The organism is Bacteroides sp. An51A, assembly GCF_002161565.1.
GTDB lineage: Bacteria > Bacteroidota > Bacteroidia > Bacteroidales > Bacteroidaceae > Phocaeicola > Phocaeicola intestinalis.
In genome coordinates, this window is record NZ_NFIC01000006.1 from 145229 (window position 1) to 169554 (window position 24326).

At 51.7% G+C, this 24326-nt stretch carries 29 protein-coding genes and 2 pseudogenes; 8 read left to right on the forward strand and 23 right to left on the reverse strand.

All coding sequences use genetic code 11. From position 1 onward, the window contains the following. Positions 1-55: 55 nt before the first annotated feature. The 12 genes and pseudogenes from B5G04_RS19890 to B5G04_RS12940 form a co-directional block, all read right to left on the reverse strand. Complete coding sequence (locus tag B5G04_RS19890; RefSeq protein WP_158100104.1) at positions 56-286, reverse strand: hypothetical protein; 231 nt, start codon at positions 284-286, stop codon at positions 56-58. Positions 287-660: 374 nt separating this feature from the next. Continuing rightward, positions 661-1956 carry a sigma-54 dependent transcriptional regulator gene (locus tag B5G04_RS12890; RefSeq protein WP_087397559.1) on the reverse strand — a complete coding sequence of 432 codons (1296 nt, stop codon included), beginning with the start codon at positions 1954-1956 and terminating at the stop codon, positions 661-663. Then, positions 1944-4193, reverse strand: a complete 2250-nt coding sequence (locus B5G04_RS12895) for a hybrid sensor histidine kinase/response regulator (protein WP_239414104.1) — start codon at positions 4191-4193, stop codon at positions 1944-1946. Before B5G04_RS12895 ends, B5G04_RS12890 begins: the two co-directional genes overlap by 13 nt. Before the next feature lie 68 nt (positions 4194-4261). Next, complete coding sequence (gene tatC / locus B5G04_RS12900; RefSeq protein WP_239414105.1) at positions 4262-5080, reverse strand: twin-arginine translocase subunit TatC; 819 nt, start codon at positions 5078-5080, stop codon at positions 4262-4264. Beyond that, positions 5077-5256 (reverse strand): twin-arginine translocase TatA/TatE family subunit, encoded by a 180-nt coding sequence (locus tag B5G04_RS12905; protein ID WP_087397563.1) that lies wholly within the window; start codon positions 5254-5256, stop codon positions 5077-5079. The genes tatC and B5G04_RS12905 overlap by 4 nt, the downstream gene beginning before the upstream one ends. A gap of 22 nt (positions 5257-5278) precedes the next feature. Continuing rightward, a complete protein-coding gene (locus tag B5G04_RS12910) occupies positions 5279-5845 on the reverse strand; it encodes a flavodoxin (protein ID WP_087397565.1) in 567 nt (188 codons plus the stop codon). A 20-nt stretch (positions 5846-5865) separates the two neighbouring features. Further along, a complete protein-coding gene (locus B5G04_RS12915; RefSeq protein ID WP_087397568.1) occupies positions 5866-6693 on the reverse strand; it encodes a carboxymuconolactone decarboxylase family protein in 828 nt (275 codons plus the stop codon). Positions 6694-6712: 19 nt separating this feature from the next. Further along, on the reverse strand, positions 6713-7366 hold the full coding sequence (locus tag B5G04_RS12920; RefSeq protein WP_143270468.1) for a flavodoxin family protein: 654 nt from the start codon (positions 7364-7366) through the stop codon (positions 6713-6715). 12 nt (positions 7367-7378) lie between these two features. Continuing rightward, positions 7379-8386, reverse strand: a complete 1008-nt coding sequence (locus B5G04_RS12925; RefSeq protein ID WP_087397570.1) for an aldo/keto reductase — start codon at positions 8384-8386, stop codon at positions 7379-7381. Positions 8387-8418: 32 nt separating this feature from the next. Continuing rightward, positions 8419-8949 (reverse strand): annotated as a pseudogene (locus B5G04_RS12930) (flavin reductase family protein); the annotation flags it as partial. A gap of 2 nt (positions 8950-8951) precedes the next feature. After that, positions 8952-9164, reverse strand: a complete 213-nt coding sequence (locus B5G04_RS12935; protein WP_087397574.1) for a hypothetical protein — start codon at positions 9162-9164, stop codon at positions 8952-8954. 204 nt (positions 9165-9368) lie between these two features. Then, a complete protein-coding gene (locus tag B5G04_RS12940; protein WP_087397576.1) occupies positions 9369-10274 on the reverse strand; it encodes a helix-turn-helix domain-containing protein in 906 nt (301 codons plus the stop codon). 199 nt (positions 10275-10473) lie between these two features. Between B5G04_RS12940 and B5G04_RS12945 the strand changes: the two genes are divergently transcribed. Next, positions 10474-11019, forward strand: coding sequence for a galactoside O-acetyltransferase (locus tag B5G04_RS12945; protein ID WP_087397749.1), 546 nt, complete (start codon positions 10474-10476; stop codon positions 11017-11019). Positions 11020-11049: 30 nt separating this feature from the next. Beyond that, on the forward strand, positions 11050-12219 hold the full coding sequence (locus B5G04_RS12950) for an iron-containing alcohol dehydrogenase (RefSeq protein ID WP_087397578.1): 1170 nt from the start codon (positions 11050-11052) through the stop codon (positions 12217-12219). A gap of 79 nt (positions 12220-12298) precedes the next feature. Here B5G04_RS12950 and B5G04_RS12955 read toward each other — a convergent pair whose 3' ends face one another. Then, positions 12299-13078 (reverse strand): DUF6261 family protein, encoded by a 780-nt coding sequence (locus tag B5G04_RS12955; RefSeq protein WP_087397581.1) that lies wholly within the window; start codon positions 13076-13078, stop codon positions 12299-12301. A 263-nt stretch (positions 13079-13341) separates the two neighbouring features. Next, complete coding sequence (locus B5G04_RS12960) at positions 13342-13830, reverse strand: GNAT family N-acetyltransferase (protein WP_087397583.1); 489 nt, start codon at positions 13828-13830, stop codon at positions 13342-13344. A gap of 124 nt (positions 13831-13954) precedes the next feature. On the opposite strand from B5G04_RS12960, the gene B5G04_RS12965 reads away from it, so the two are divergent. Continuing rightward, on the forward strand, positions 13955-14854 hold the full coding sequence (locus B5G04_RS12965) for a helix-turn-helix domain-containing protein (RefSeq protein WP_087397585.1): 900 nt from the start codon (positions 13955-13957) through the stop codon (positions 14852-14854). Between the two features lie 354 nt (positions 14855-15208). Here B5G04_RS12965 and B5G04_RS12970 read toward each other — a convergent pair whose 3' ends face one another. Then, positions 15209-16063 (reverse strand): aldo/keto reductase, encoded by an 855-nt coding sequence (locus B5G04_RS12970; protein WP_087397751.1) that lies wholly within the window; start codon positions 16061-16063, stop codon positions 15209-15211. Positions 16064-16241: 178 nt separating this feature from the next. Here B5G04_RS12970 and B5G04_RS12975 point away from each other — a divergent pair, with 178 nt between their 5' ends. The 4 genes from B5G04_RS12975 to nim all read left to right on the forward strand — a co-directional run bounded on the left by B5G04_RS12975 (position 16242) and on the right by nim (position 18412). Beyond that, positions 16242-17072, forward strand: coding sequence for a helix-turn-helix domain-containing protein (locus B5G04_RS12975; RefSeq protein ID WP_087397587.1), 831 nt, complete (start codon positions 16242-16244; stop codon positions 17070-17072). Between the two features lie 174 nt (positions 17073-17246). After that, positions 17247-17573, forward strand: a complete 327-nt coding sequence (locus B5G04_RS12980) for a multidrug efflux SMR transporter (RefSeq protein ID WP_087397589.1) — start codon at positions 17247-17249, stop codon at positions 17571-17573. 11 nt (positions 17574-17584) lie between these two features. Continuing rightward, positions 17585-17905 carry an SMR family transporter gene (locus tag B5G04_RS12985; protein ID WP_087397591.1) on the forward strand — a complete coding sequence of 107 codons (321 nt, stop codon included), beginning with the start codon at positions 17585-17587 and terminating at the stop codon, positions 17903-17905. Between the two features lie 12 nt (positions 17906-17917). After that, positions 17918-18412 (forward strand): NimABCDEF family 5-nitroimidazole reductase, encoded by a 495-nt coding sequence (gene nim, locus B5G04_RS12990; protein ID WP_044302102.1) that lies wholly within the window; start codon positions 17918-17920, stop codon positions 18410-18412. A gap of 72 nt (positions 18413-18484) precedes the next feature. On the opposite strand, the gene B5G04_RS12995 is transcribed toward nim, so the two are convergent. Genes B5G04_RS12995 through B5G04_RS13005 form a run of 3 tightly spaced genes read right to left on the reverse strand, consistent with a single transcriptional unit; the run spans position 18485 to position 20058 of the window. Continuing rightward, the gene (locus B5G04_RS12995; RefSeq protein ID WP_087397594.1) at positions 18485-19117 is read right to left on the reverse strand and encodes a flavodoxin family protein; all 633 of its coding nucleotides are present in this window, start codon (positions 19115-19117) and stop codon (positions 18485-18487) included. A gap of 5 nt (positions 19118-19122) precedes the next feature. Beyond that, positions 19123-19662, reverse strand: a complete 540-nt coding sequence (locus B5G04_RS13000) for a flavodoxin family protein (protein ID WP_087397597.1) — start codon at positions 19660-19662, stop codon at positions 19123-19125. A gap of 12 nt (positions 19663-19674) precedes the next feature. Continuing rightward, complete coding sequence (locus tag B5G04_RS13005) at positions 19675-20058, reverse strand: nuclear transport factor 2 family protein (RefSeq protein ID WP_087397599.1); 384 nt, start codon at positions 20056-20058, stop codon at positions 19675-19677. 168 nt (positions 20059-20226) lie between these two features. On the opposite strand from B5G04_RS13005, the gene B5G04_RS13010 reads away from it, so the two are divergent. Further along, on the forward strand, positions 20227-20580 hold the full coding sequence (locus B5G04_RS13010) for a helix-turn-helix domain-containing protein (protein ID WP_087397602.1): 354 nt from the start codon (positions 20227-20229) through the stop codon (positions 20578-20580). Positions 20581-21032: 452 nt separating this feature from the next. Here B5G04_RS13010 and B5G04_RS13015 read toward each other — a convergent pair whose 3' ends face one another. From B5G04_RS13015 to B5G04_RS13035, 5 genes and pseudogenes are all read right to left on the reverse strand, one after another. Further along, positions 21033-22058, reverse strand: coding sequence for an amidohydrolase family protein (locus tag B5G04_RS13015; protein WP_087397604.1), 1026 nt, complete (start codon positions 22056-22058; stop codon positions 21033-21035). Next, positions 22055-22465: pseudogene (locus tag B5G04_RS13020) on the reverse strand (cupin domain-containing protein); the annotation flags it as partial. The pseudogene B5G04_RS13020 and the gene B5G04_RS13015, both read right to left, overlap by 4 nt. Before the next feature lie 130 nt (positions 22466-22595). Continuing rightward, positions 22596-23066, reverse strand: coding sequence for a cyclophilin-like fold protein (locus tag B5G04_RS13025; RefSeq protein ID WP_087397606.1), 471 nt, complete (start codon positions 23064-23066; stop codon positions 22596-22598). A 67-nt stretch (positions 23067-23133) separates the two neighbouring features. Further along, complete coding sequence (gene dmpI / locus B5G04_RS13030; protein WP_087397608.1) at positions 23134-23322, reverse strand: 4-oxalocrotonate tautomerase DmpI; 189 nt, start codon at positions 23320-23322, stop codon at positions 23134-23136. A gap of 27 nt (positions 23323-23349) precedes the next feature. After that, on the reverse strand, positions 23350-24300 hold the full coding sequence (locus tag B5G04_RS13035; protein ID WP_087397610.1) for an aldo/keto reductase: 951 nt from the start codon (positions 24298-24300) through the stop codon (positions 23350-23352). Positions 24301-24326: the final 26 nt, after the last annotated feature.

The following is a 24326-nucleotide window of genomic DNA, read 5'->3' on the forward strand; positions in this document are numbered from 1 at the left end:
AAAAGAACGCTTCTCTCATTTGCAAAAGTAGTGTTTTTATTCCTTATTACCAAAGTTATTCCTCTGAAAAATAGAGAAAATCGAACATCTTTTCATTATTGTACATTTGTTGCTCATCTTGCGGCTGAAAGCCCAAAACACTGCCCCTTTTAATCCCATGCCGTCCTCTATTTATATTTAAGTCTGCCTGTTGGCGGAGCGGTCTGTTGGCAGGTTTTGCCTGTATGCCTGCTTGCCGGCAGGCAGGAGTGCGGGCAGGCTTGCAGGCCAGCGTGTGTATGTTCACACGTATTTTCATTCATGCAAACTCACATTCAGTCAGGCTTGCAAGCATTCATGCGGATATAACCACTCTCTTACGCCCTCTCATCCTCTCATTCCCGTTCTTCTTTTGGGCAGTTTAGGCATCGGGAAACGATGCTTTGAAGGCCGGAATAACAGCACAAATTCCAATCCGATTGCTGGCGGATTGTTGCTTTCATGAGAAAGCAGCAAGGTGTCCTTCGAGTTACCCGAAGGCTTTTCGGTTACTGCCGAAAAGTGGCAGCAGCAAGGTATGTTTCGAGTAACTCGAAACTTTTCGGGTTACTCCCGAAAACCTTGCTGCCGGGTTGCCTCTCCGAAGTCGGGCAACCTATTCAAACCTACGGTGTGTTTGGTCTATTCCTTGTATTTTATACCGTACAATCTTATCTTGTTGTACAACGTGGTACGCCCGATGCCGAGCAATTTTGCCGCCAACGTGCAGTTGCCCTTTGCCTGTTCCAAGGCTCGGAGTATCCGCGTCTTTTCCATGTTGCTTAACGACAAAGTATCATCAGCCACCGATGGAATTTCATCAAACTCCAATGTGTCCACCATGACCGTATCACCATCAGTATGCAATACCGCCATACGCACGACCCTTTTCAGTTCCCTCACGTTGCCGCCCCATGTATAGGCGAGCAGCCGTTTCTTTGCTTCCGTGTCAAAGCCTTTCACATGCTTCTCAAATTCCTCGTTGGCGAGTTGCCGGAAGAAGTCAGCCAATGGCAGGATATCCTCACGACACTCACGTAGCGGCGGTATCTGTATGGTGTATTCTTTCAACCGTTGGTAGAGGTCCGCCCGGAAACGCTTTTCGGCGATGGCTGTCTGTAAGTCCTCGTTGGTGGCGGCAATGATGCGCACGTCCGCCGCTTTGTCCTTGGTGCTGCCCAACGGTCTGAAACGCTTGGACTCCAACGCGCGGAGCAGCATCTGCTGCACCTCCAATGACAGGTTGCCGATCTCGTCGAGGAACAACGTGCCGCCATTCGCATCTTCCCAAACGCCCTGTCTCTTGTTGTCGGCTCCGGTGAACGCCCCTTTCTCGTGTCCGAACAGTTCAGACGCGGCAAGCTCCTTTGACAGCAGGCCGCAGTCCACAGGTTTGAAAGGCTTTCCCGACCTTTTGCTCCTTGCGTGTATCTTTTCGGCGATGTGTTCCTTACCCGTGCCGCTCTCGCCCAATATCAGGACGCTCATGTTCGTGGGGGCTACCAGCCTTATCTTGTCGTATATCGTTTTGAAGGCTTCGCTTGTACGTTCTAGAATGGGCGCGTCTTGCCGTTTCATCCTTTTCTGTAAACTGCGGAGCAATGGCGGCAAGTTCATTTCCAAAAGGTCTTTGGGGATGTAGTCCTCCGCGCCCAGTTTCATAGACCTGACGGCGGTGGGCACTTCGTCATAGTCGGTTATGACGATGTAGGGATTGTGCCTGCCTTGCTTCCGCAGTTCTTCCAGCAGGGCGATGCCGTCACCGTCGGGCAGGCGCATGTCGGCAAGCACGATGTCATCCTCCTGCATCTTGGCAAACAGCTTCCGTGCGCCGTTGCAGTTGAAGGTGCTGATGCCTTGGAAGCCTTTGCTTGCCAACAGACGACACGCATAGTCGGCAAATATTGGGTTGTCCTCTATCACGATTATCCGTCCCATTGTTCCGCCTCCTTCCTTGCCAAATCAACAATCAGATTGCCTTGTGCCAATACAGCACCAACGGTTGCTTTTAATTCTTCATCCGATATATTTCCCTTATGGATGGCGTCATACAGCATTTTCAGCGGCTGTTCCGCCTTTATCAGCATCCACGAGCTTTTGAGGTGGTGTACCCAGTTATCCAACGCCTCCATGTCCTTTGCTTCCGCTGCCTTGCGTACCTCGTCCATATCGGATTGCGTCGTGGTTGCCAGCTTTTCCAATATGTTCCGCTTCTCGCTAAAGGCAAGCAGGGGCGACAGGTCTATGCGGCTTGTCTTGTTCCGCTTGACGCAACTTTCCGTAACAGCCAGCAGCTCGTCTATGGAGCAAGGTTTGGGCAGCATGGCGGCAAATCCTTTTGCTTTCAGTTCTTCTTCCTCCACATAGCCTGCTGCGGTGGCGGCGACTACGGGGATGGTTTGCGAATTGCCGATTTCCGATGTGCGCAGGAGTTCCAGCACTTCGTAGCCGTTCACTTCCAGCATTTTTAGGTCGGTCACCAGCAGGTCGTAGTCCTTCGTGCGCATCAGGTCTGTCAATTCGCCCACGCTTTGACAGGTGTCGCATTCCACGCCATTTTGTCTGTACATATCATGCAACATATTAAGCAAAACCAAGTCATTGTCTATTGCCAATATGTTGCAGCCGGAAAGCGATGCACAGTTACATTGTTTCTTTTCGCTTATTGCTGTTTCCTCCGCCTTGGGCAAGGGCAGGCTCATGGTGAAACGGCTTCCCTTACCCGGTTCACTTTCCACGTTGATGCTCCCTTTCAGCAGCTTCACCGTATCGGCTACGATGGCAAGCCCCAGCCCAAAGCCGTCTTCCGTCACGGCGTTGCCCAACCTTTCAAACGGGGTGAATACCCGTGCTTGTTGTTCTTTTGTCATGCCTGTTCCCGTGTCCGATACCGACAACGTGAATGTACCGTCCTTATAATCGGCACTCAATGCGACTGTTCCGCTTTTGGTGAACTTGATGGCATTGGATAGTAGGTTGCTGCCAATGCTAAGTATGCGGTTCTTGTCGCCGCTTACAATCTCGTCCACACGGTTCTCCACCGTGAAAGCAAGATGTTTCCCGTCCGCCAACGGCTCGAACTCCGTTTGCAGGGTTTTGGCGATGGCACATAGCTTAAACGGTTTGACGCTTGGCGTTTCCTTGCCGCTGTCCAAACGGAAATACACCAAGAGGCTGTTTATCATCCCTGCCATTCGTCCGGCGGCATCATGGATGGTCTGTGCGTGGCGCATCCGGCTGTCCGCCTCCGTGTCGTTCAGCAGCAGTTCGGCGTTGCCGCTGATGGCGGTCAATGGTGTGCGCAGTTCGTGGGTGACGTTCTGGATGAGGTTACGCCGCAGCTTGATTAGCTTCCTATTCGCTTCGTTGCTCTCCTGCAATTCGCCGATAAGTTTCTCGCGCCGCTTCCGCTCGTGGTCGTTGCGTTTCATTTCCCGGTGGATGGCGAGGTAGGACAGGAACAGCAGGATAATGGCAGCGGATATGGTGATGGTAAACAGCCGGACGGACAACGCCTGCGCTTCGGCTATCTTCTGCTCCCGATGCCCAAATGCGGTCTGTGCCTGCGTGTCAAGGTCGCTGACGAGGCGGTTCAGTTCCCGGTTCAATGCCCGGTTGCGGTTGCGCAGGCTGTCGGCGTAGGCATCCATTTCCGCCGTCTGCCGCTGTTGCAGGGCTATCAGGCTGTCGCTGAACTGGTGCAGTTCCTTGGCGGAGGGGAGCACCTGCACGGTTTTCTTGCCGCCCAACGCCCCTGCCAATCCGCTTTTCTTTTGCTTCACCGTGCGGATTCGTGTCGCCCTACGCGCCACTTCGGGCAGGTGGTTCACCAAGAGGCTGTCCGCCTCGTCCTGACGGGCAAGGATTTCCGTCAGGTGAAGCAGGTGGGCTTCCTTTTCCGCCAAGAGGGTGCGCAGGGTGTCTATCTGTGCCGGGCGCACATAGTCTCGGCATTGGGGCTTCAAAGCTTGCAGCAGACTGTCGGTGCGTAGACGAAGGGCATGATAGTAACGGTAATCCGTACCATCCCATCCGATAACACCCTCGCCCAATATGGCAAGCCGGATGATGTGGCGGTGGGCAGCATTGATGTTGCGATGCACATAACGGATATCTTCTGTTTCGGATTCTATATTTTGTATCCGTTTACGCTCGTGTACTAAAATGACGACCATGCTTATTCCAATAATAAGCATGACAATATATCCGAGAGCAACCCTGACCTGTAACTTCCTTTCAAATTTCATGATTTCCTGTTCCCTTTTGATTTGCTAACAATCAGAATACTGACTTCATACAATATCCAAATAGGCAATGCCGCCAATGAAAGGGTGAATATGTCCGATGTTGGGGTGATGATGGCGGAGATTATCAGAATAACGATGACTGAATGCTTGCGGAAACGCCTCATGAATCCGGCGGACAATATGCCAAGTTTGCCCAGCAGCCAGCACAATACGGGAAGTTCAAACACGATGCCCATTAGAATACAACACATCATCAATGTTCCCATATAGGACTGGAGCGTTATCATATTAGCGACATCGCTGCTGACCTGATAGGTCCCCAAGAAACGGAATGACAAAGGGAATATCAGGAAATAACTGAGCAATACCCCAAGAATGAACATCGCATACCCGCCGCCCACCACACGCAAGGAGTATTTCTTCTCATTTTCATACAGTGCAGGAGATATGAAATGAAACAGCAGATACAATGTATAGGGAGATGAAAGCAAAAATCCGATATAGACGGATGTTTTCATGTGGATGACAAACTGTTCCGCCAGTCCGGTATTGATTAACTGTACGGAAAAGGCCTGATTGCCTGTTCCAGTAGTCCACTCCGCAATATGGCTGAACAGGCGGTAGGTGATGAATGTGTCGCTTTTGGGGGCAAGGATGACCGAGAACATTTCCTCCTTGAACAGAAATGTCACGATGCCGCATAGCACGGTCGTAACGGCAATCTTTATCAGGGAAGCCCTCAATACATCCAAATGCTCCCAAAATGACATTTCACCGATTTGAGTGTTACCTACCGCCTGTCCCATATTTGTCATTTGACCGGACTTTCATCCCTTATGTCAAGGTCGTTTTCCACGCCTTTGACGCCTTCCTTGAAACTTCGCACTCCTTTGCCCAGCCCTTTCATCAGTTCGGGTATCTTCTTGCCCCCGAAAAACAGCAGGACTATCAGTACGATGAAGATTATTTCTTGTGTTCCTATTCCAAACATTATTTTTGATTTTAAGAGATTATTATTTTACAATATCATTAACCCAATTTTGAACGGCATTCCGGCTAACCCTGTTCAGCAGCTTGCCGTCCTGCCATTCCAAGTTGGGATATGCTTTCCTCAATTCTTTCACGCTATTGCTTATTCCACTTCCGCCAGATGTCGCAAACGGAACGAGCGTCTTGCCTTTCAGGTCGTGGCTCTCGATGAATGTGTTGATGATTCGTGGAGCCTGATCCCACCAGATGGGATAGCCGATGAAGATGACATCGTAGGTAGTGACATCCAGTTTCGTATCTTTTAATGCCGGACGTGCCTGCGGATTGTTCATTTCCACCGAACTGCGCGACTGCCTGTCGTTCCAATCCAAATCTTTGGAAGTGTAGGCCTGTTGCGGGACAATTTCGTACAAAGTTCCGCCTGTGACATCCGCAATCGTCCGGGCTGCTTTGGCGGTCGTGCCTGTAGCGGAAAAATACACGACCAATAGTTTGTTTTCGGCTTGCATACTTTTTTCTCCTTTGTTTTGGGCGTAGGCGGCAAAGCTCAGTGTCATTACCGCTGTCAATGTCAAAATAATCTTGTTCATAGACTTGTTACCTTATAATGTTACTTTGCATATTCCTCTTTGACGATGCGCAACGCCTTGATAGCGGCAGGGAAGCCGATGTAGGGCAGGCACTGGATGACGGCGGCGGTCAATGTTTCTGGCGAATTGCCTGCGTTGATGTTGCCGTGATAATGCGAATGAAGCTGGCTCTCGGCTTCCAAGGTGGTCAGTACGCAGTAGCCGAGCAACTCGCGAGTCTGCAAGTCAAGTGCGCCACGGCTGTATATCTCGCCGAAGAAATAGTCGGTCAGGAACTGCTCTACATTTTTGCCCATATCTCCGGGCATACCTGACATGACGGATGACACGCCGCCGGGATATTGCTTGTCCTGAATGGCTTTGCCCGTCTCGTGGCGTGTTTCCTCTGTCACCGTGCCTTGCTTTTCCAACGGCAGGCTGATACTCCGCTCCTTGAACACTTCGTTTACCGTGGCCACGGCGTTCAGCATCTTGGGGAAACCGATGAACGGAGCGGTGAGGTACATCACCTCGCGCAGTTCTTCGGGAGTAACACCCACATTGAGAGCAGCTCCGGCATGGGCTTTCAGTTGCGGCAGGGTCTGCATCGTGGCGAGGGTGATGCAGGTAATCATCTCACGCTGTTTCAGCGTCAGTTCGCCCGTCTGGAACACCTCTCCGAAGATGAACTTCTGGAGGATGTCCATCATTTCCGGGTCCGTGCCCTGCCCGGTAAGGGCTTCGCCACCGAACAGGGTGCGGTAATTCTGCTTGCATACTTCGATTCTATCCATATTGTCTGTTGTTTGTGCCATCGCGGACAGGCTTGCTGCAAGTGCGAAGGCTATTATACCTATTACTTTTTTCATCTGGTCCTCTGATAAAAGATTATAAACTCTTGCCTAACTGGTAGGCTTGCTGCGGATAATCCGTATTCCTGACGCTGCCTGCCGTCCACACGCCCGAAGCCACCACTTCGCCCACGCTTGTCCAACCGAGATAATCCATCAGCGTGTGGTAATGCACCAGCATCGGCTCCGCCTCTTTCCTGGCGGTGTCGGCGTAGGTCATCAGGAAGGCGGCTTTCTTCCGTGCGCCCTTTATCTGTCCGTTGATGGCATAGAAGCGGTCTATTACACGTTTCATCTGTGCCGAGATGCTGAAATAATACATCGGCGTGGCGAATACCACCATATCCGCATCTATCAGGTACGGACGGAGTTCCTGAAAGTCGTCGTTGAAAATACATGGCCCGTCCATGCCGCAACGGTTGCAGGCACGGCACGGCTCCACCTGCTTGAAAGCACAGTCGAAGCGGAACACCTCGTGCCCCTTTTCTTCTGCGCCTTTAATGAACTGTTCCGCCAGATATGCAGAATTGCCATTCTTGCGGGGACTTCCCGTCAATACTACTATCTTCATCTTGTCTGTCTTTGATTCGTTATCGTTTATGTGGTTGAAAGCCTGCACCAACCCCGTGCCGGCTACCGCCGTGCCCAACGCCGCCAGCGCAGACTTCTTCAAAAATTCGCGTCGTTCCATAGGTTTTCGGAATTACAGTCCTGTCATCTTTTCCTGGTCTTCAGGATAACGCCCTCCGACTATTTCGATGCTATCCAAACGGCGGCGGATATCCGCCAGCTCTTCGGGTGTGAACTGTATGTCAGCCCCTCCAATATTCTCTTTAATACGTTCGACACGCTTAGTTCCCGGAATTGGGACAATCCATGGCTTCTGCGCCAGCAGCCAGCCGAGGGCGATGCGGGCGGGAGTGGTCTCCTTCTGTTTTGCCAAAGCCTCCACATATTCCACTAATTCCATGTTATGCTTCAGATTGTCGCCCTGGAAGCGAGGGATGGCGGAGCGGAAGTCGGTCTGATCGAACCGGGTGTCCTTGTTGAAGCGGCCGGTCAGCATCGCCTTGCCCAACGGGCTGAATGGCACAAAACCGATGCCGAGTTCTTCCAGCGTGGGCAGCAGTTCCGCTTCGGGCTTGCGGTACCACAGGGAGTATTCGCTCTGCACGGCAGCCAGCGGACAGACGGCGTGGGCACGGCGCACCGTGGCGGGGGCGGCTTCCGACAAGCCCCAATGCAGCACCTTGCCTTCCTTTATCAGTTCGCCCACGGTCTCTGCCACCGTTTCGATGGATACGTTCGGGTCCACACGGTGCTGGTAGTAGAGGTCGATGTGGTCGGTGCGCAGGCGGCGCAACGAGCCTTCCACCGCCCGCCGGATGGTCTCCGGACGGCTGGAAAGCGATACGGGACGTGCCGAGGTGGTCAGGTCGGGCGTCTCGGACAGGTCGTAGCCGAACTTGGTGGCGATGACCACCCGGTCGCGCACGGGCTGCAACGCCTCGCCCACAAGGTCCTCGTTCTTTCCGTAGCTATATACTTCGGCAGTGTCGAAGAAAGTAACGCCCAGGTCCACCGCCCGGCGGATGGTGTCGATAGCATCCTTGCGGTCGGGATACGGGGGATAGCTCTGCGTGAAGCCCATGCAGCCGAGGCCGATGGCGGATACTTCCAGTTTGTCTTTTCCCAATGTCCTTGTCTTCATGCCTGTTCCTCCTTTCTGTATGCTTTCCCGAAGCTGGTACACTTGCCGATGGTCCCGCCAGTGCGGAGGTAGGTGTAGTTCGGCATCTCGAACAGCACGGGTTTCAGTTTCTCGTAGTCGGGTTTGCCCTTTTCGTTCAGGCAGTCCTCGTCCACATAGGTGTTCGTTATCTTGCAGATGAAGTTGTCGAAGGTGTCCGTCTCGTAGTTGTCCACCACCTCGCACTCCATCACGAGCGGACTTTCGTCGATGACGGGCGTTCCCGCCTCGCCCCGGTGCCAGGCGAATACGTCCGACTTGTCCGCCTTGGCTCCGCTGGCGCAGCCCACGTAGTCGGCACGGGAGAGCATCGCCTCGTTCACCATATTGACCGATACCCGGCCCGTCTGCCTGACGCCTTCGTTGGTGTAATGTTTCTTAAACATGCTGAGCATGATTCGGTCGTGCCCGATGATGCCCACGTGGGCCACGAGCAGCCAGTTCACTTTTCCGTTCACTTCCGTCCCTACGACCACAGCGGGCGTGGGATAGAGTGCCAATGTGTTTCCGATGTTCTTCTTCATTGTTATCTCGTTTTTAAGTTTATCATTTTCTCCTCTTCCACCCTGCCGGACAGGTCTTTCAGTATCTCAACCTCGTTGGGTTCCAATGGCAGGGACTCCTCTCCGGCAAGGAAATAACGCAAAAGTTGTCGCGGCGTGACGTTGTGGCGGTCAGCGATGAAACACACCGCCTCGTCCGCGCACAATTCTTCGGGCAATTCTGTTTTCTGTTCCATTGTTTTTCTTTTTTATCCGATGCAAAATTACGCCGAAATAAGGAAGAAGAGTGTAACCATAAGTGGGCAAACCGTACCAATTTTACGGAATCAAGGGCGGAAGTGTAAAAAACATTGTCGAGGTAATTATTAAAAGCAAAAGAATATCAGTATGATAACAGACAAAGGTAAGATATGGAAGACGAATTGAATTGGTTGATGTTGTTATACAGTTTTCGCATTTTCCCGATACTCTTTCGGAACACATCCGGTTATTTTCTTGAACAATCTGGTCATGTGTTGCGGGTACTTGAATCCTGTCTCGTAGGCTATCTCGCTGATTGTCTTGTCTGTTTCAAGAAGAAGGTCTTTTACTTTGTCAATGACTGCTTGATGGATGCATTCGATAGCGGATTTTCCCGTCTCTTTCTTTACCATGTCGCCGAAATAGTTGGCAGAGAAATGGAGTTGGTCAGCGCACCAGGCCACCGAAGGCAATCCCAACTCCTCTGGTTTGCCAGAACTGAAATAATTGTTCAGCAGTGTGTGGAAGCGGGTCAATACATCGCTGTTCAGGACGGAACGGGTGGCGAACTGGCGGTCATAGAAACGAAGGCAGTTGTTGAGCAGTACCTCAATGTTGGAAACGATGATGCTCCGGCTGTGCTTGTCAATGTCGTGCCTGAGTTCCTCTTCTATCTCTCCGAAACAGTTGAAGATGGTTTGCCGTTCGCGTTCGGACATGTGTAGGGCTTCATTCACCTCGTATGAGAAGAACGTATAGTCCTTCATCTTGTGGGCGAGCGATGTGCCCCGTATCAAATCAGGATGGAAAAACAAGCCATATCCCTGCGGATGTGGTGTATAGCCGCCGTCGTCAATTCCTATCACCTGACCGGGTGCTATAAAAACCAGCGTACCTGCCTCGTAGTCATACTTGTTGCGTCCGTAAGTCAGCGTCCCGTATATTTCCTCTTTCAGCAGAACGGCATAGAAACCTAAACGCATACGGCGGTGGGGGCACTTTCCCATTTGTGAGAAATCGGCAAAACTGACCAGCGGATGCTGCGTTTCCAACCCATGAAACCGGTTGTAATCGTCTATTGTCTTCAAGTCCAAAATATCGCTCATGATTCTTTCCTTTTAACGAGCGCAAATTTACTGAAAACTATGGATTATTATTGCAAAGCGATTGGGTATTATGTGGTAAAAGGAGTGTTTCTGTAAAACATATACTTCATTCAGTAATCCGTATAAGCATGAATCCCGGTGTTTGGCCTACTTTTGCAACCGTAATAGAACTAAAGGTAACAGGATAAATAAAATGATTATGGAAGAAAAAGTTGTAGACCTCAGAATTCCCGACCAGGAACGCGAAGCCGACGGTCAGCGCACCGCCCGCTTGGTATTCAAACTGAACCATACGATGCCCGGCACCGATGAGTACAATGCCGTGCTCCACGAACTGTTTCAGGACAACATTGGCGAAGGCAGCATGGTGATGGCGCCGCTTACACTCGTGCTTGCCAGCACCGTGAAGATTGGTAAAGGTGTGATGGTAATGAACAACAGCCTGATGATGTCAGCCGGAGGCATCACGATTGACGATGATGCCATGATAGCCGCCAATGCACAACTCATCACCAACAACCACGACCCTTACGACCGTCCCCTGCTGCTCTGCAAACCCATCCATATCTGCCGTGGCGCCTGGGTTGGAGCCGGAAGCACCATTTTGCCGGGCGTGACGGTGGGCGAATATGCCATCGTGGGAGCAGCCAGCGTCGTTACAAAGGATGTGCCGCCATACGCTGTGGTGGTAGGAAACCCTGCCAGGGTGGTCAAGTATCTGGATAAAGAGAAATTTGCAAAATAAACAAGGATAATTAATAAAGAAAGGATTTGTATGAGCTTCAAAGTATTTTTGCCTACCTTGTGGTATTTCGGACAAGGGGCGCTGAATGAATTGGGCAAACAGCAGTTGCCCGGAAAGAAAGCCTTGCTGGTTATCTCAAACGGAAAGTCCATGCGTGCCAACGGCTACTTGGAACGCACGGAAAACCAACTGAAATCGGCCGGCGCGGACTATGTGGTGTTCGACAAGATTGGCGCCAATCCGCTGAAATCGGTCATCATGGAAGGTGCAGCCACGGCACGGCAGGAACAGTGCGATTTTGTGGTTGCCTTGGGCGGAGGCAGCGTGATGGATGCGTCAAAGGCAATTGCGCTGATGGCAACCAATGAAGGTGACCTGTGGGACTATGTACAAGGCGGTACGGGCAAAGGGAAACCTATTGAAAACCATCCATTACCCATCGTAGCCATTACCACCACGGCCGGTACCGGTTCGGAAGTGGATTGCGGCGGTGTCGTCAACAATCCCGATACCAACGAAAAGATGGGCATCGTTTATCCGGTCCTCTTCCCGACACTGTCCATCGTCGACCCTGAACTGATGGCAACCGTCCCGCCTGCCTTCACGGCTTATCAGGGTTTTGACACCTTATTGCAGGCCACGGAATGCTACATCAGCCGTGGGATTAACCTGATGTGCGACATGGTGGCACGGGCTACCATTGAAAATGTAGGCAAGTACCTGGCCCGTGCCGTGAAAAACGGACGCGATATGGAAGCCCGTGAACACGTGGCCTTTGCCAACACCATGTCCGGGTATGCTATGATGATTGGCTCTTGCACCAGCGAACATGCCATGGAACATGCGATGAGCGCCTATCATCCTGCCTTGCCGCATGGTGCCGGACTGATTATGATTTCGCGCGAATATTATACCTATTTCATCAACCGCCAAGTCCGTGGCGAACGCTTCATCGAAATGGCAAAGATGCTTGGAAAAGAGGATGCCAGCGAGCCGATGGACTTCGTGAAGACGCTCGTTGACTTGCAGCGTGCCTGCGGGGTGGACGAACTGAAGATGTCCGACTATGGCATCCGTCCCGATGAGTTTGAACAGTTTGCCACGAATGCCCGCGAAACAACCGCCGGTCTTTTCACGGCAGACCCCGTGGAAATGTCACACGAGGACTGCGTGGAAATTTACCGCAAGTCTTATAGATAAGCTGTCTGCCGCATCTTGTCTGATCTTGGGACTCATGGCAATGTCACTTTTATTTTCATCTTAATTCTTGCGCAACGAATCAAAGTCCGCCCGGCTTCTCGTCCTCTTTCTTCGCCCGCGTGGAGCGTGCCTTCGAGATGGCTTTCTGCCGCTCAGCCATTGCGTTCACGTGGTCGATGAAGGTGGCGTATGCCGTGTCGCCGTTTATCATCGCAAGGGCATTGACCGTATCAATGAGCGAGCGGTAGGCGGCTTCGGCGGCGGTGCGGGTTTCCTTCACGATGCCCACCTGACGGGCAGCGTCTGCCTCGGTGCGCTCGGCGGCAGCGGCAAGGAAGGCTTCCTCCTTCGCCTTCAAGTCGGCAATCCATACATCGAGGGCAAGGGCGGTTCGCTTGCTTGCGTCCAATGCTTCGAGGTCTTGCAGGAGGTTGTGCAGCACGCCGCTTTCCTCCGTCTGCGCCAGCTTCGTGGGGTCGCCGTACTTGTCGAAGAGCGATTTCGCCTCGGTGGCGTATGTGGCGATTTCCGCATCGGGATGGGCGCACATCGCCGCCGTGTAGTTGTTCGCCCCGCGCCAAGAAGCGTCGCGCGCATCGTCGGTCGCGGTCGCCGTGGCGGTGGCAGGATTGACGGCGGAGGCTTTCAGCGCATCGTCGAAGGCATCTACAGCGGTGGTGAACTCGCTGACCTTTGTTTCCAATACGGAATCCGTAGCGGACATCGTGCTCAGTCCGCCCGGACGTTCTTCTTCGCTACCGATAGGCAGGTTCGCCGTTTCGGTCTCGACTTGTTTCAGATAGCCGAAGCATTCCTCCGTGCGGAGACGGGCAATATTCAATGTTGATAGTTGTTTCATACGCTTCAATTTTAAGGGTGATACAAAAATTTTCGTTGACAAATATAGTCTTTTTTATTCGTCGGGACAAATTATATACGGAAAACCAGTCGGCAGTGCCAATCCTGCCGGATTCGTGCCATCGACTGAGTCGACGATGCTTCTCCTGCAGGATTTGTGCTGTCGACTGAGTCGACAGTGCTTCTCCTGTAGGATTTGTGCCGTCGACTGAATCGACAGGGCTTCTCCTGCAGGATTTGTGCCGTCGACTGAATCGGCGGCGGTTATCCGGCAGGATTCAAGTATTTGACCATGACGTAATCGCTTTCATTCTCTTGGGCAATGGAGAAACCTAATGTCTGATACCATCGGAAAGTTCTATTTTGTTTGCTGACAGAAAGTGAAACGCCACAACAACCCGTTTCTTTCAACATTTTCTGAATGTATAGCATCAGTTGTGTGCCGATGCCTTGACCTCTGTATTCGGGATAAAGCGAAATCGATAACTCGGGAAGTTCCTCACTGACGAAGCCATAGGAGCGGACAAACCGAACCCACACGGCTCCAATTATCAAGTTATCAATGATTGCGACCGCACACAAATCACCTTTCCGACTCCCGAAATTGTCGATATATTTCCAAAGTGGAGGTTGCTGGAGAATAGTTCTCGGAATCGGTTGGGAAGTATCAGATTGATAAATAGCTTCGTATAAGAAATCCAATAAAAGAATTGTTTCTTCCGGACGGATAGGACGAATAATCAAGTTGTTCATATAGCTTGAGTTGTTTTTTGCGAAGATATAGAAATTTAGGGAGTGGGGCAAGCGTTTCCTTCCCGTTTTTCTCGCCCGTCTCCCCCAAAAACGTTATATTTGTATCGGTCAAATAGAAAGAACGATGAGCAAGATATTGAAGGTAAGGAACGTGAATGATTACAGCCGCTACGTCGGATGCGCGGAGCAGCACCCGCTGGTCAGCGTCATCGACTATGCCGAGGTGTCGCCCATACGCCACAGCCTGAACAATTACAGCGTGTACGGGCTGTTCCTCAGGGACGATGCCGGCGTGGACCTCGATTATGGCTGCGGCAAGTACGACTACAACAAGGGGACGCTGCTCTGCGTGGCTCCCGGGCAGGTGGGCGGCAAGGAGGACAACGGCGAGCGGGTGGCGATTGCGGGCTGGGCGCTCCTGTTCCATCCCGACCTGCTGCACGGCTTCCCGCTCGAAAGGCGCATCCGGGAGTATTCCTTCTTCGACTACCGCATCAACGAGGCCCTGCACATGACCGACGAGGAGCACGACCTCCTTGTCTCGCTGATGCGCCAGATACGGGAGGAACTTGCGGGGAAGCCCGACGGGCTGCAACAGGCCATCCTCGTGAGCTACATCGAGCTGGCGCTCAACTTCTGCCAGCGGTTCTACAACCGCCAGTTCGTCACCCGAAAGATTGAGAACTCCGACATCCTCGTCCGCTTCAACAGCCTGCTGCACGACTATTTCGAGGACAAGCTCCAACTGACGCTCGGCCTGCCCACCGTGCAGTATTGCGCCGACCGGCTCTGCATGTCTGCCAACTACTTCGGCGACGTCATCAAGAAGACGACCGGCGACACGGCGAGCAACCATATCCGTCGCTTCGTCATCCGGCTTGCCAAGAACGGGCTGGCGGCAGGCGAGACCGTCTCGCAGGTGTCCGACCGCCTCGGCTTCGAATACACCCAGCATTTCAGCCGGATGTTCAAGAAGCAGGAGGGCATCACGCCGTCGGAATACTGTCAGGGGCTGCGGAATTAATGAAAATCCCGCAACGCGGGGGATATCGCTGCGGGATTATTCTCTATTTTTTGTTTTCGTTGTCCACATCTATCGCTTTTTGTAATTATCATTTATTTCTTGCCTTGTCGTCGCCGCCGACAGCGCTTGCTAAAAAATATAAGCCCTGTCGGAGGGCGACGACGGGGCTTGCGGAAAAATATAAGCGTTGTCGTCAGCGACGAAAGGGCTCGCGAAAAAATATAAGTGCCGTCGTCGGGTGCGGACGGTGCTTGCAGAAGATTTTTAGCCTCGGCGACCGTGGCTATCTCAGTGCCGGACTTAGGGTATCTCAGTGCCGGACAGAGGTTCTCGCAAGCACCGCCGACAGGAATTTCAGTCTGCCGGGATGAACTGACTCAGATGCGCCTCCTGCTCTTCCAGATTCAGCGTGAAATAGCGTTGGTTCTTGTCCAGCTTTCCAATCTCCGCCATTTCTTCACTTGTCAAGGCAAAGTCGAAGATGTCGATGTTCTCCGCCAGATGCTTCGGGTTCATGGTCTTCGGAAATACGATGTTCCCTTCCTGAATGTGCCAGCGCAGGATAATCTGGGCATTGGTCTTGCCGTATTTCTGCGCCAGACGGCCGAAAAGCGGCTCGTTCAACAGCCCTGCATCGCCGTGCCCCAGCGGATACCAGCTTTCGATGACCGTCCCGTAAGGGGCGATGTGTTGCTTCAATGCCTTCTGCTGGTAGTAGGGATGGCATTCCACTTGTAGGACGGCGGGCTTCGTCTGAGCCGCTTCCAGCACCTCTTCCAATCGGGATGACTCGAAGTTGCTCAATCCGATGCTGCGCACCTTTCCGGCTGCAACGGCTCTCTCCATGTCGCGCCATGCGCCGAGGTAGTCGCCGAACTGCTGGTGGAGCAGGAGCAGGTCGATGTAATCAGTATCCAAACGGGAAAGCATCTTGTCGATGCCTGCCATGGTCTTGCCCTCGCCATACTCGCTGGGCCAGAGCTTGCTGGTTATCCACAGTTCTTCGCGGGGAAGGCCGCTCTTGCTGACTGCTTGTCCCACGCCCCGCTCGTTCCCGTAAGCGTGAGCCGTGTCAATGTGGCGATAGCCTAAGCGGATGGCATCGAGGCAGACCTTTCGCGTAGCCTCATCGCCCGTTATCAGAAATACGCCAAGCCCGAATTGGGGCATCCGGCAACCGTTGTTCAATGTAATGGATGTCTGTTTCATAATCTTTCTCATTTATTATTCCTTCTTTTCGGTTTATCCTTGTTTCTGCTACCCGTTTGGGGGTACGGTGCAAAGTTACGTTGCCTTTGCGTCCCTTGTGTTTCACAAAAGGTGTCTAATCTTTCACTAAAAGCACAAATCGTTTTGTATCCTCCGGGTAATGCCGTAATTTTGCGACATGGCAAAGGATAAAGAACTGAAAATAGTATATTCCACGCAGTTCCAGCAGATAGGTTCGGTGAGGCAGAAGGACTGGTGCATCCATCTGGTGTGCCTGCAAGGGGAAGGCTTCTTTACTTACGGCGGCCGTCCGTTTCACGTGAAGAAGTATGACGCTGTTGTCATCAATGCGCCCCGGCAGGTGAATGTAGTCGGTCAGAGTGAAGATTTGCAAGTGGAAGTTTTGGCAGCTCCGCTTGATTTCCTCTCCAACCAGCTTCCTGCAAATAATTACGGCATAGGAGGGGGCATCAGCCTGTACGACAACCCCATCATCTCATTGTCGGAAGAAGATGCGGGGAAATTGGTGCGCGACATACACAATATCCGCGACCGCATTGCCGATACCGGCCATTTGTTTTACCGCGAACTGATAGGCGGGCTTGCGCTTTCTCTGATTTATGACCTGTTTTATTTTCATGCCAAGAGCCGTGCGCCGGTATTCGCCACGGACAGGAGCATGTATGTCGTAAAGGAACTGATGGCGTTGCTGGAAAGCGGACGCAGCAAGAAATATCGGGAAGTCGCTTATTATGCGGAACAACTGAATGTAACCGTCAAATACCTGTCCAATACCGTCAAACGACAGACGGGCAAAAGCGTTACTTGCTACATCGACCGTTACACCGTCCCGATGATAAAGGAATACCTTGAAAATTCAACACTTTCCATTGTGCAGATAGCGGAGGAGATGAACTTCACGACGCTTTCTTATTTCAGCCGTTATGTGACCAAACATCTGGGCATGTCGCCAAAGGCTTACAGGGAATCATTGATGCCCAATAAATAATTGACTAACGGGAGGATACTTTTCTGCCAAACAATTTTTGTTTGGTAGAAAGTTAAAAAATCTAATAAGTGAGGAAAAATATGGAATTTTTTATCAAATGTAAAATGGAATATGCTGGGGAAACACTACTTTTGCACATATATTTTACATATTATCAAAAAATAAGAAAGCCGTATGAACTGGATTATTCTGATTGTTGCCGGATTCTTTGAATCCGGCTTTGCTTTTTGTTTGGGGAAGATGAAAGAAGTGTCAGGCACCGAATGGTATCTTTGGGGTGCCGGGTTCCTTGCCAGCCTTACACTTAGCATGACGCTGCTTGCCAAGGCAGTACAGACATTACCTATCGGTACCGCCTATCCCGTATGGACGGGCATCGGGGCGGTAGGAACGGTAGTATTAGGCATTGTGTTTTTCCACGAGCCTGCATCGTTCCTCCGATTGTTCTTCATCAGCACGCTGATAGCTTCGATTGTGGGATTGAAAATGGTGTCACATTAAACCTTGCGCGTATGGATTGGATAACATTGATTGTTGCCGGATTGTTTGAAACGGCTTTTGCGTTCAGCCTCGGCAAAATGAAAGGAAAGAAAGGCAAAGCATATCACCTATGGATTACGGGCTTTATAGGATGCCTTATAATCAGCATGTGGCTGCTTGCCCTTGCCGTACAGACGTTGCCTATCGGTACCGCCTATCCGGTTTGGACAGGTATAGGAGCGGTGGGGACGGTATTGCTTGGAATCGTATGCTTCCACGAACGGGCTTCTTTTGCCCGCATCTTCTTTATGGCTACACTGATTGGGTCTATTATTGGTTTGAAAATGGTTTAATAACAAAAGAATATGTTTAGAGAAATGCGCCGTAAGCGGCAATTGTTGCCAACAGAAGAAAGCGTTGCCATTCTTGAACGGATGACAAACGGGACGTTGGCTCTTCATGGGGATGACGGCTATCCGTATGCCGTCCCTGTCAGTTATGTATATGCCGATGGCAAAATTTACTTCCACAGTGCCATGCAAGGGCACAAAGTGGATGCCATCCTGCGGAATGACAAGGTCTCGTTCTGCGTAGTGGAGCAGGATGAGGTCAAGCCGGCCGAGTTTACCACCTATTTCCGGAGCGTGATAGTCTTTGGCAAGGCCCGCATACTGACCGACGAGAACGAAAAACGAAATGCCTTAAACCTGCTGGCCGACAAGTATTCGCATGGCGAAGCGGGCATGGAGGCTGAAATGGCCAAAGGGTTCAATCATTTGCTGATGATAGAAATCACAGTAGAGCAGATGACCGGAAAAGAAGCCATCGAACTGACAAGGGGAAGAAACGGATGTTCTTGACAAAGAATGGTTGACTGACGGAGAAAAAGCTGTCTCGGCGGACGCGAAACAGCTTTTCTACTTTGTTTATGGTTATTCATATTTGTCTTGTATGAAGTGGGTGCGTACCCTTGCTTCATATTCAGGTTTCTTTATTCCGTTCTGCTTGCCACTTTCAATGCACTTCAACAGCCAAGCCATATTTTGTCCCAATGTACGCATGGTTTGCAGTCCTTCTTTATCCTTGCGTACATCATCCGGAGTAAATCCGTGAACCGAGTTCCAGTACTGTGAAGCAACAATCGGCATATTGCAGATGGTGAAATATTGGTTCAGTTGCTCGAATGTAGCGGAAGCTCCTCCACGGCGGCATGAAACCACAGCCGCACCGACTTTTCCTGCCATCCGGGATTCGGCGGCATAGAACAACCGGTTTAGAAAAGACACAAGCTGACCTGCCGGTGCACTGTAATAGACGGGTGAACCGATAACGATGCCATCAAACTCGTCCAACCGTTCTTGTATGTCTTTCACCAAGTCCTCCCGGAAGCAATGTCCCGTCTTCATGCAGCTTCCGCAGGCAATGCAGCCTGCTATCGGTTTCTTGCCCAGATAGAGTAGTTCCGTTTGGATGCCGTTTGCCTGCAAGGTCATCTCCAATTCATGCAAAGCGGTATAAGTGCAGCCCTCTTTATTGGGGCTGCCGTTGATAAGCAATACTTTCATAGGACTTAAAATTTATGCGCCAGTTCCGCCGCCTGCCTGCAACCGTTTGTCTTGTCAATGTCGCCCGTTTCCAACACGCCGGGGACAAGCACTTCTCCTACGATGTCCCATTTCAGCAGGGCCGCCGACCGTTCGACAGGGATGCGTACTCCGTCCATAACGGTGGGGTCTTGTTCTTCGCAACAGGTTATCAGGCCACATTTCTTGCCGGATATGTCTTTGCCGGCCACACAGAATGAATAAATGCGGTCTATCACTCCTTTTATCTGTGCCGGGATGGAATACCAATAGACAGGCATAGTGAACACCACGGCATCGGCTTCCAGAATTACGGGTGCAATCAGGTTGAAGTCATCGTCAAAAGAACATGCTTTACCGGTCTTGAAGCAAGTTTGGCAAGCATGGCAACCGCCTATCTTCATGAATGCGGCATCAAACCGTTTGACCGTATGCCCGCACCGTTCGGCTTCCCGGATAAACGCATCCGTCATGGCAAAACTGTTGCCATGCTTGCGCGGGCTTCCGGTAACAACCACTATCTTCATTTCCTTTCCTCCTTATTTTTGTATCGTGTCCGAGTTCTGGTTATAGGCTTTTGCCACACATTTCCATTCGCCGTTCATCTTCATCAGCAGGAGGTAATCGGTGAAATCGATGCGGCCGCCCCATTTCTCTTCCAGCACACGGACTACGGCAAGAGTTTCCTCCACATCCACCACGTCTATCCGTGCCTTGAAGTCATTGCCCGCACCTACCGTATCCACATTCCTGTAAAACTGCTCGATGCTGCCATGTTCCAGTTGCCCGTCCAGGTAGCCGAACAGCACAGCCTCGTCGATGAACAGTTCCTTTGCATACCGGCTGTTGCCTTCCGCTACGCTTTTCACAAACTTCATGGCAGCTTCTTCCACCGCCTTGTATTCTTCAATGCTTGCTCTCATAATAATTTGTTGTTTAATGTGTTATTAATCGATGCAAAGGTACCGGATAGTTACCATACGCACAAGTACCGAAAAATTATTCATATACTGAAAAATTATTCGGTATATCCCGGTTTAGAGCAATTATCCCTATCTTTGTGCCAGTAAGAATCTGACAACGAAAAGCCTATGTACGAAAGAAAGATACCCGTCGATTTGGATTGCCCCTTGCGGCTTACCATGAGTCTGATGGGCTCGAAATGGAAGTCTTGCATCTTGGATGAGTTACGCCACAAACCGTTACGTCCGAGCGAACTCCATAAGATATTTCCCGAAGCCACACCGCGTGTGCTTGACCTCCAACTGAAAGAACTGGTGGAAGACGGGTTGGTGTCCAAGACCATTTATCCCGAGCTGCCGCCCCGTTCCGAATATGCCATCACCCCTTTGGGAATGACGTTAATCCCCATTATCGATGCCATGATAGAGTGGGGCAACAGGAATGTGGAGCTGTTTGAGAAGAAATACGGGAAACGGGAATGACAGTCGGTTGCTTTTCTTCTGTCTTATTAGGATGACGACCGGCCTTTTCAAGAAGCAGGAAGACATCAACGCCGTTGGAATCCGTCGGGAAGATGCGGGGATGATGTCCGCCTGTTAGGCACAATCCAATCCCCAAAAATATCTCGGACGGGACTTCCGGAAGATTTTTAGCACCGTCCGAGGGCTTCCACAGGGCTAAAACTACAGAATAAGTGCTGTCCGAGCCTCCGACAGTGCTTCTTTTCTTCAAGAACCATTGTCCGACCCCTCGGATAATGCTTATCCGCCAGAATAAGTGCTATCCGAGCCTCGGACGGTGCTTATTCCAGCGGATTGGCGTTGTCGGCGATATTGGCTGCAAATGTTAATAAAGATGAGTCCGGAACTGATGTATGATGAAGTCCGGGGTGATGGTACATCACATCCGGGTTGATGTAGGCTCACTTCCGGGGTCATCTTTCATCGGTAGCGTTTCCATCAAACAGCCGCTCCGCATTCTCCCATAAAAACATTTCCTCATATCCGGCAAGTTCCTCGTCCGCATCCAGCGTCTGTTTCAGCCTTTGCAGGTTGGCTTTCAGCACGGCATCAGGCAGGTAGGGATAGTCCGAACCGTAAAGGATGTGGCCGGGCGTGGTGATGGTGAGCAGCGACCGCAAGACTTCGAGGGTGGGACTGCCCGCCAAGTCGAAGTAGAGGCGCGAAAGGTTGCCTTCCCAATCTATCGGCTGCATGTAGCCTTGCTTCACCATGGCAGGGAGGATAGACTTCATGCGCGGCAACGCCAACGGCAGGAACGAACCGCAATGGGGCACGACCACTTTCAGGTTCGGGTAGCGCACAAGCACGTTCCTTGCCAGCATATTCACCACGGCGCGGGTGGTCTCCGCCGGATATTCGTACATCGCCAGCGGTGTGGTGGCGATGATTTCTTCAGGATAAGGCGTGGGGCGGTGTGGATGGATGATGATGACGGCGTGACGCTCGTTCAGCACTTTCATCAAAGGGTCGAGTTCTTCGTCGCCCAGGTATTGCCCCCGGCTGTTGGTCGCCAGCTTCACACCGTCCGCGCCCAAGGTGTCGAGCGCATAGATGGCTTCACGAATGGCGGCATCCACATCGGGCAATGGCAGGGCGGCGCAGAACCTGAACCGATCAGGATATTGCCGCTTCACCTCCGCTGAAACCTCATTCACCCGGCGGATGCACCGGGCACTTTCCTCTGCATCACCGTAATACGGCTGCGGGGCAGGCATGGTCAGCACGGCGGTACGGATGCCTGCACTGTCCATAAAGGCAATGTGCCGCTCCGCACTCCATGCGGGCAACGGGAATGTCTCTTCCAACTCCGCCCCGTGCGCTTTCAGCACTTCCATGTATTCGGGGATGATGATGTGGGTATGGACATCGAGCGTCTGTCCGCTAAGGGAAACGGAGCTGAGAGACATTCCTGCGAGCAACAAAGTGAGCAATCTCATTTCTCCAACCGATTATATTCTTCATCAGTCACAGGTTCCAGCCATTCGTTGGAAGAGTTTTCTCCCGGCACTTCAAAGGCAAGATGCGCGAACCAGCTGTCCGCTGCTGCCCCATGCCAGTGCTTCACATTGGCAGGTATGTGGATGACATCGCCCGGAAGCATCTGTACCGCAGGCTTGCCTTCCTCCTGATACCAGCCCTTGCCGGCCACGCAGACAAGCATCTGCCCGCCGCCTTTCGTGGCGTGGTGGATATGCCAGTTGTTGCGGCAGCCCGGCTCGAACGTCACATTGCTGAACGGTATCTGCTCTTTGGATATCGGAGCCAGATAGCTGTTGCCGATGAAATACTGTGCATATGCAGAGTTAGGTTCTCCGATCGGGAATATCATTTCCTTCAGAAATGCCTCCCTGCCGTCCGCTACGGCGTTTCCTGTAACTTTTTCTTGTGCCATAATTCCTTGAATATTAATCATTGTTGTTATCAATAATAAAAACGTTATCTTTTTCATAAATCAAAAGTGTTAAATGTGTCTATTATTCCAGTGACAGGGTCACGGAGATTTTCCCGGTACCGCCGAGCAAGTCCAGCATTTCCTTGCGGGTCGAAACCCCGTCAACCTTGCCGACGCGCGTGAAGTTCCATGAATTGGTGTCGTAATAAATGACGAGGTTATTCCCCAAATAGAGGATGATGTCGCCCGGTCCGGTCGTGGTCTGACGGTCATTGCGCGGCAGGTTGATGCCGAGTGAACCTACCTTTTCCATATCGCCGTAGTCGTTCATTTCCACGATGATGTTTCCTTTGGCAAGACGCTCTTTCAGTGCCTGTGCGGAAGAATTGTCCTCCAATGTGGCGGTAAATGTCCGTCCGCCTTCCACGGTCAGTTTGATAGTGTTGCTTTCCATATTCGTCTTATTTTGATTGTCTGTCGTTTTTGACTGCGCCTGAGCTGCCGGAGTAAGGACCGACAGCATCAGGCATATCATCATAATCAGCTTTCTCATAAACAAGTCCTCTTTTATAACGTCAGTCCAGCCTTACCAGTTCGTACTGCTGGCTGCCAAGCCCTACCTACTCTTTCTTGTCAGACAGCAGGGTTCCACCCACGCCGATATTGTCCGGCTCGTTCTCTTTGATGAACACATAGAACGCTTGCGGCGGAAGATTCATCACCCGCGAGGCTGTTTCTGTCATCTCTTTCGTCATTACCGCTTTCTGCTCCTTGGTCAGTTTGGCGGCTTCTATGGTAATTACTGGCATAAGTTTTTTGTTTTTACAGGTTCATACTCAAATCATCGGCATTTCCCAGGAGCCGCGCGTATCCACTCCTGTCTTTTCCGCCGCTTCCTCCATTCGGCCGATTTCGTCTGCCGTGAGGGAAATCTGCGAAGCCTTGACCGCATCCTGCACCTGCGACACTTTCGTCACTCCGATTATCGGTGTAGTTCCTTTGGCGATTGCCCACGCCAAGGCTACCTGTGCGGGAGATACGCCGTACTTCTCGCCGATGACGCGCATCACGCTTACCAACTGCTCTATCTGCGGAAGCATCGGATTGTAAGTCTCACCACGCTGGCTCCCTGCGGGAAGCGGATGCTGCGTGTCGTATTTTCCGCTCAACGCGCCCTGCTCCAGCACCATGTATGCCCAGAAGTCGATGCCGTTCTCCTTGCAGTAGTCCAGGATGCCGGCTTTCTCCGACGAGCGGTAGAGCAGGCTATAATGGTTCTGGACGGCGGACACATGCACACCTTCCGCCGAAAGGATTTCTTCCGCACGCTTTATCTGCGCCAGGTTGTGGTTGGAAACTCCCACACGGCGCACCTTGCCACTCTTTACCAGCGGGATAAGATAAGGCGTCCAGCGTTCCACGTCTGCCGGATTGTGAATCCAATACATATCGATATAGTCCGTGCCGAAACGGGAGAGGCTGCTCTCGCACATGGCGGCGACGGGGTCGGCTGCCGTCTCGTCGGCAATCTGTGGAGTGAATTTGGTGGAGATGAGCACGTCTTCGCGCTTGCATTCCTTGGTGAACGATGACAGGACGGTTTCCGATGCGCCCATGCCATATACCACAGCCGAATCCCACAGGTTCAGCCCGTTCTTTATTGCCTCGTCAAATACGGGGCGAAGTTCTTCCACCCCCACGTTGTTCCCGAATACCTGGTCGCCTCCGGCCATTCCTTTGCCCCACGACCATGTTCCCAGTGCGATTGTTGGATAATCCTTGTTCATAATTTATTCTCCTTTTAATTAGTGAA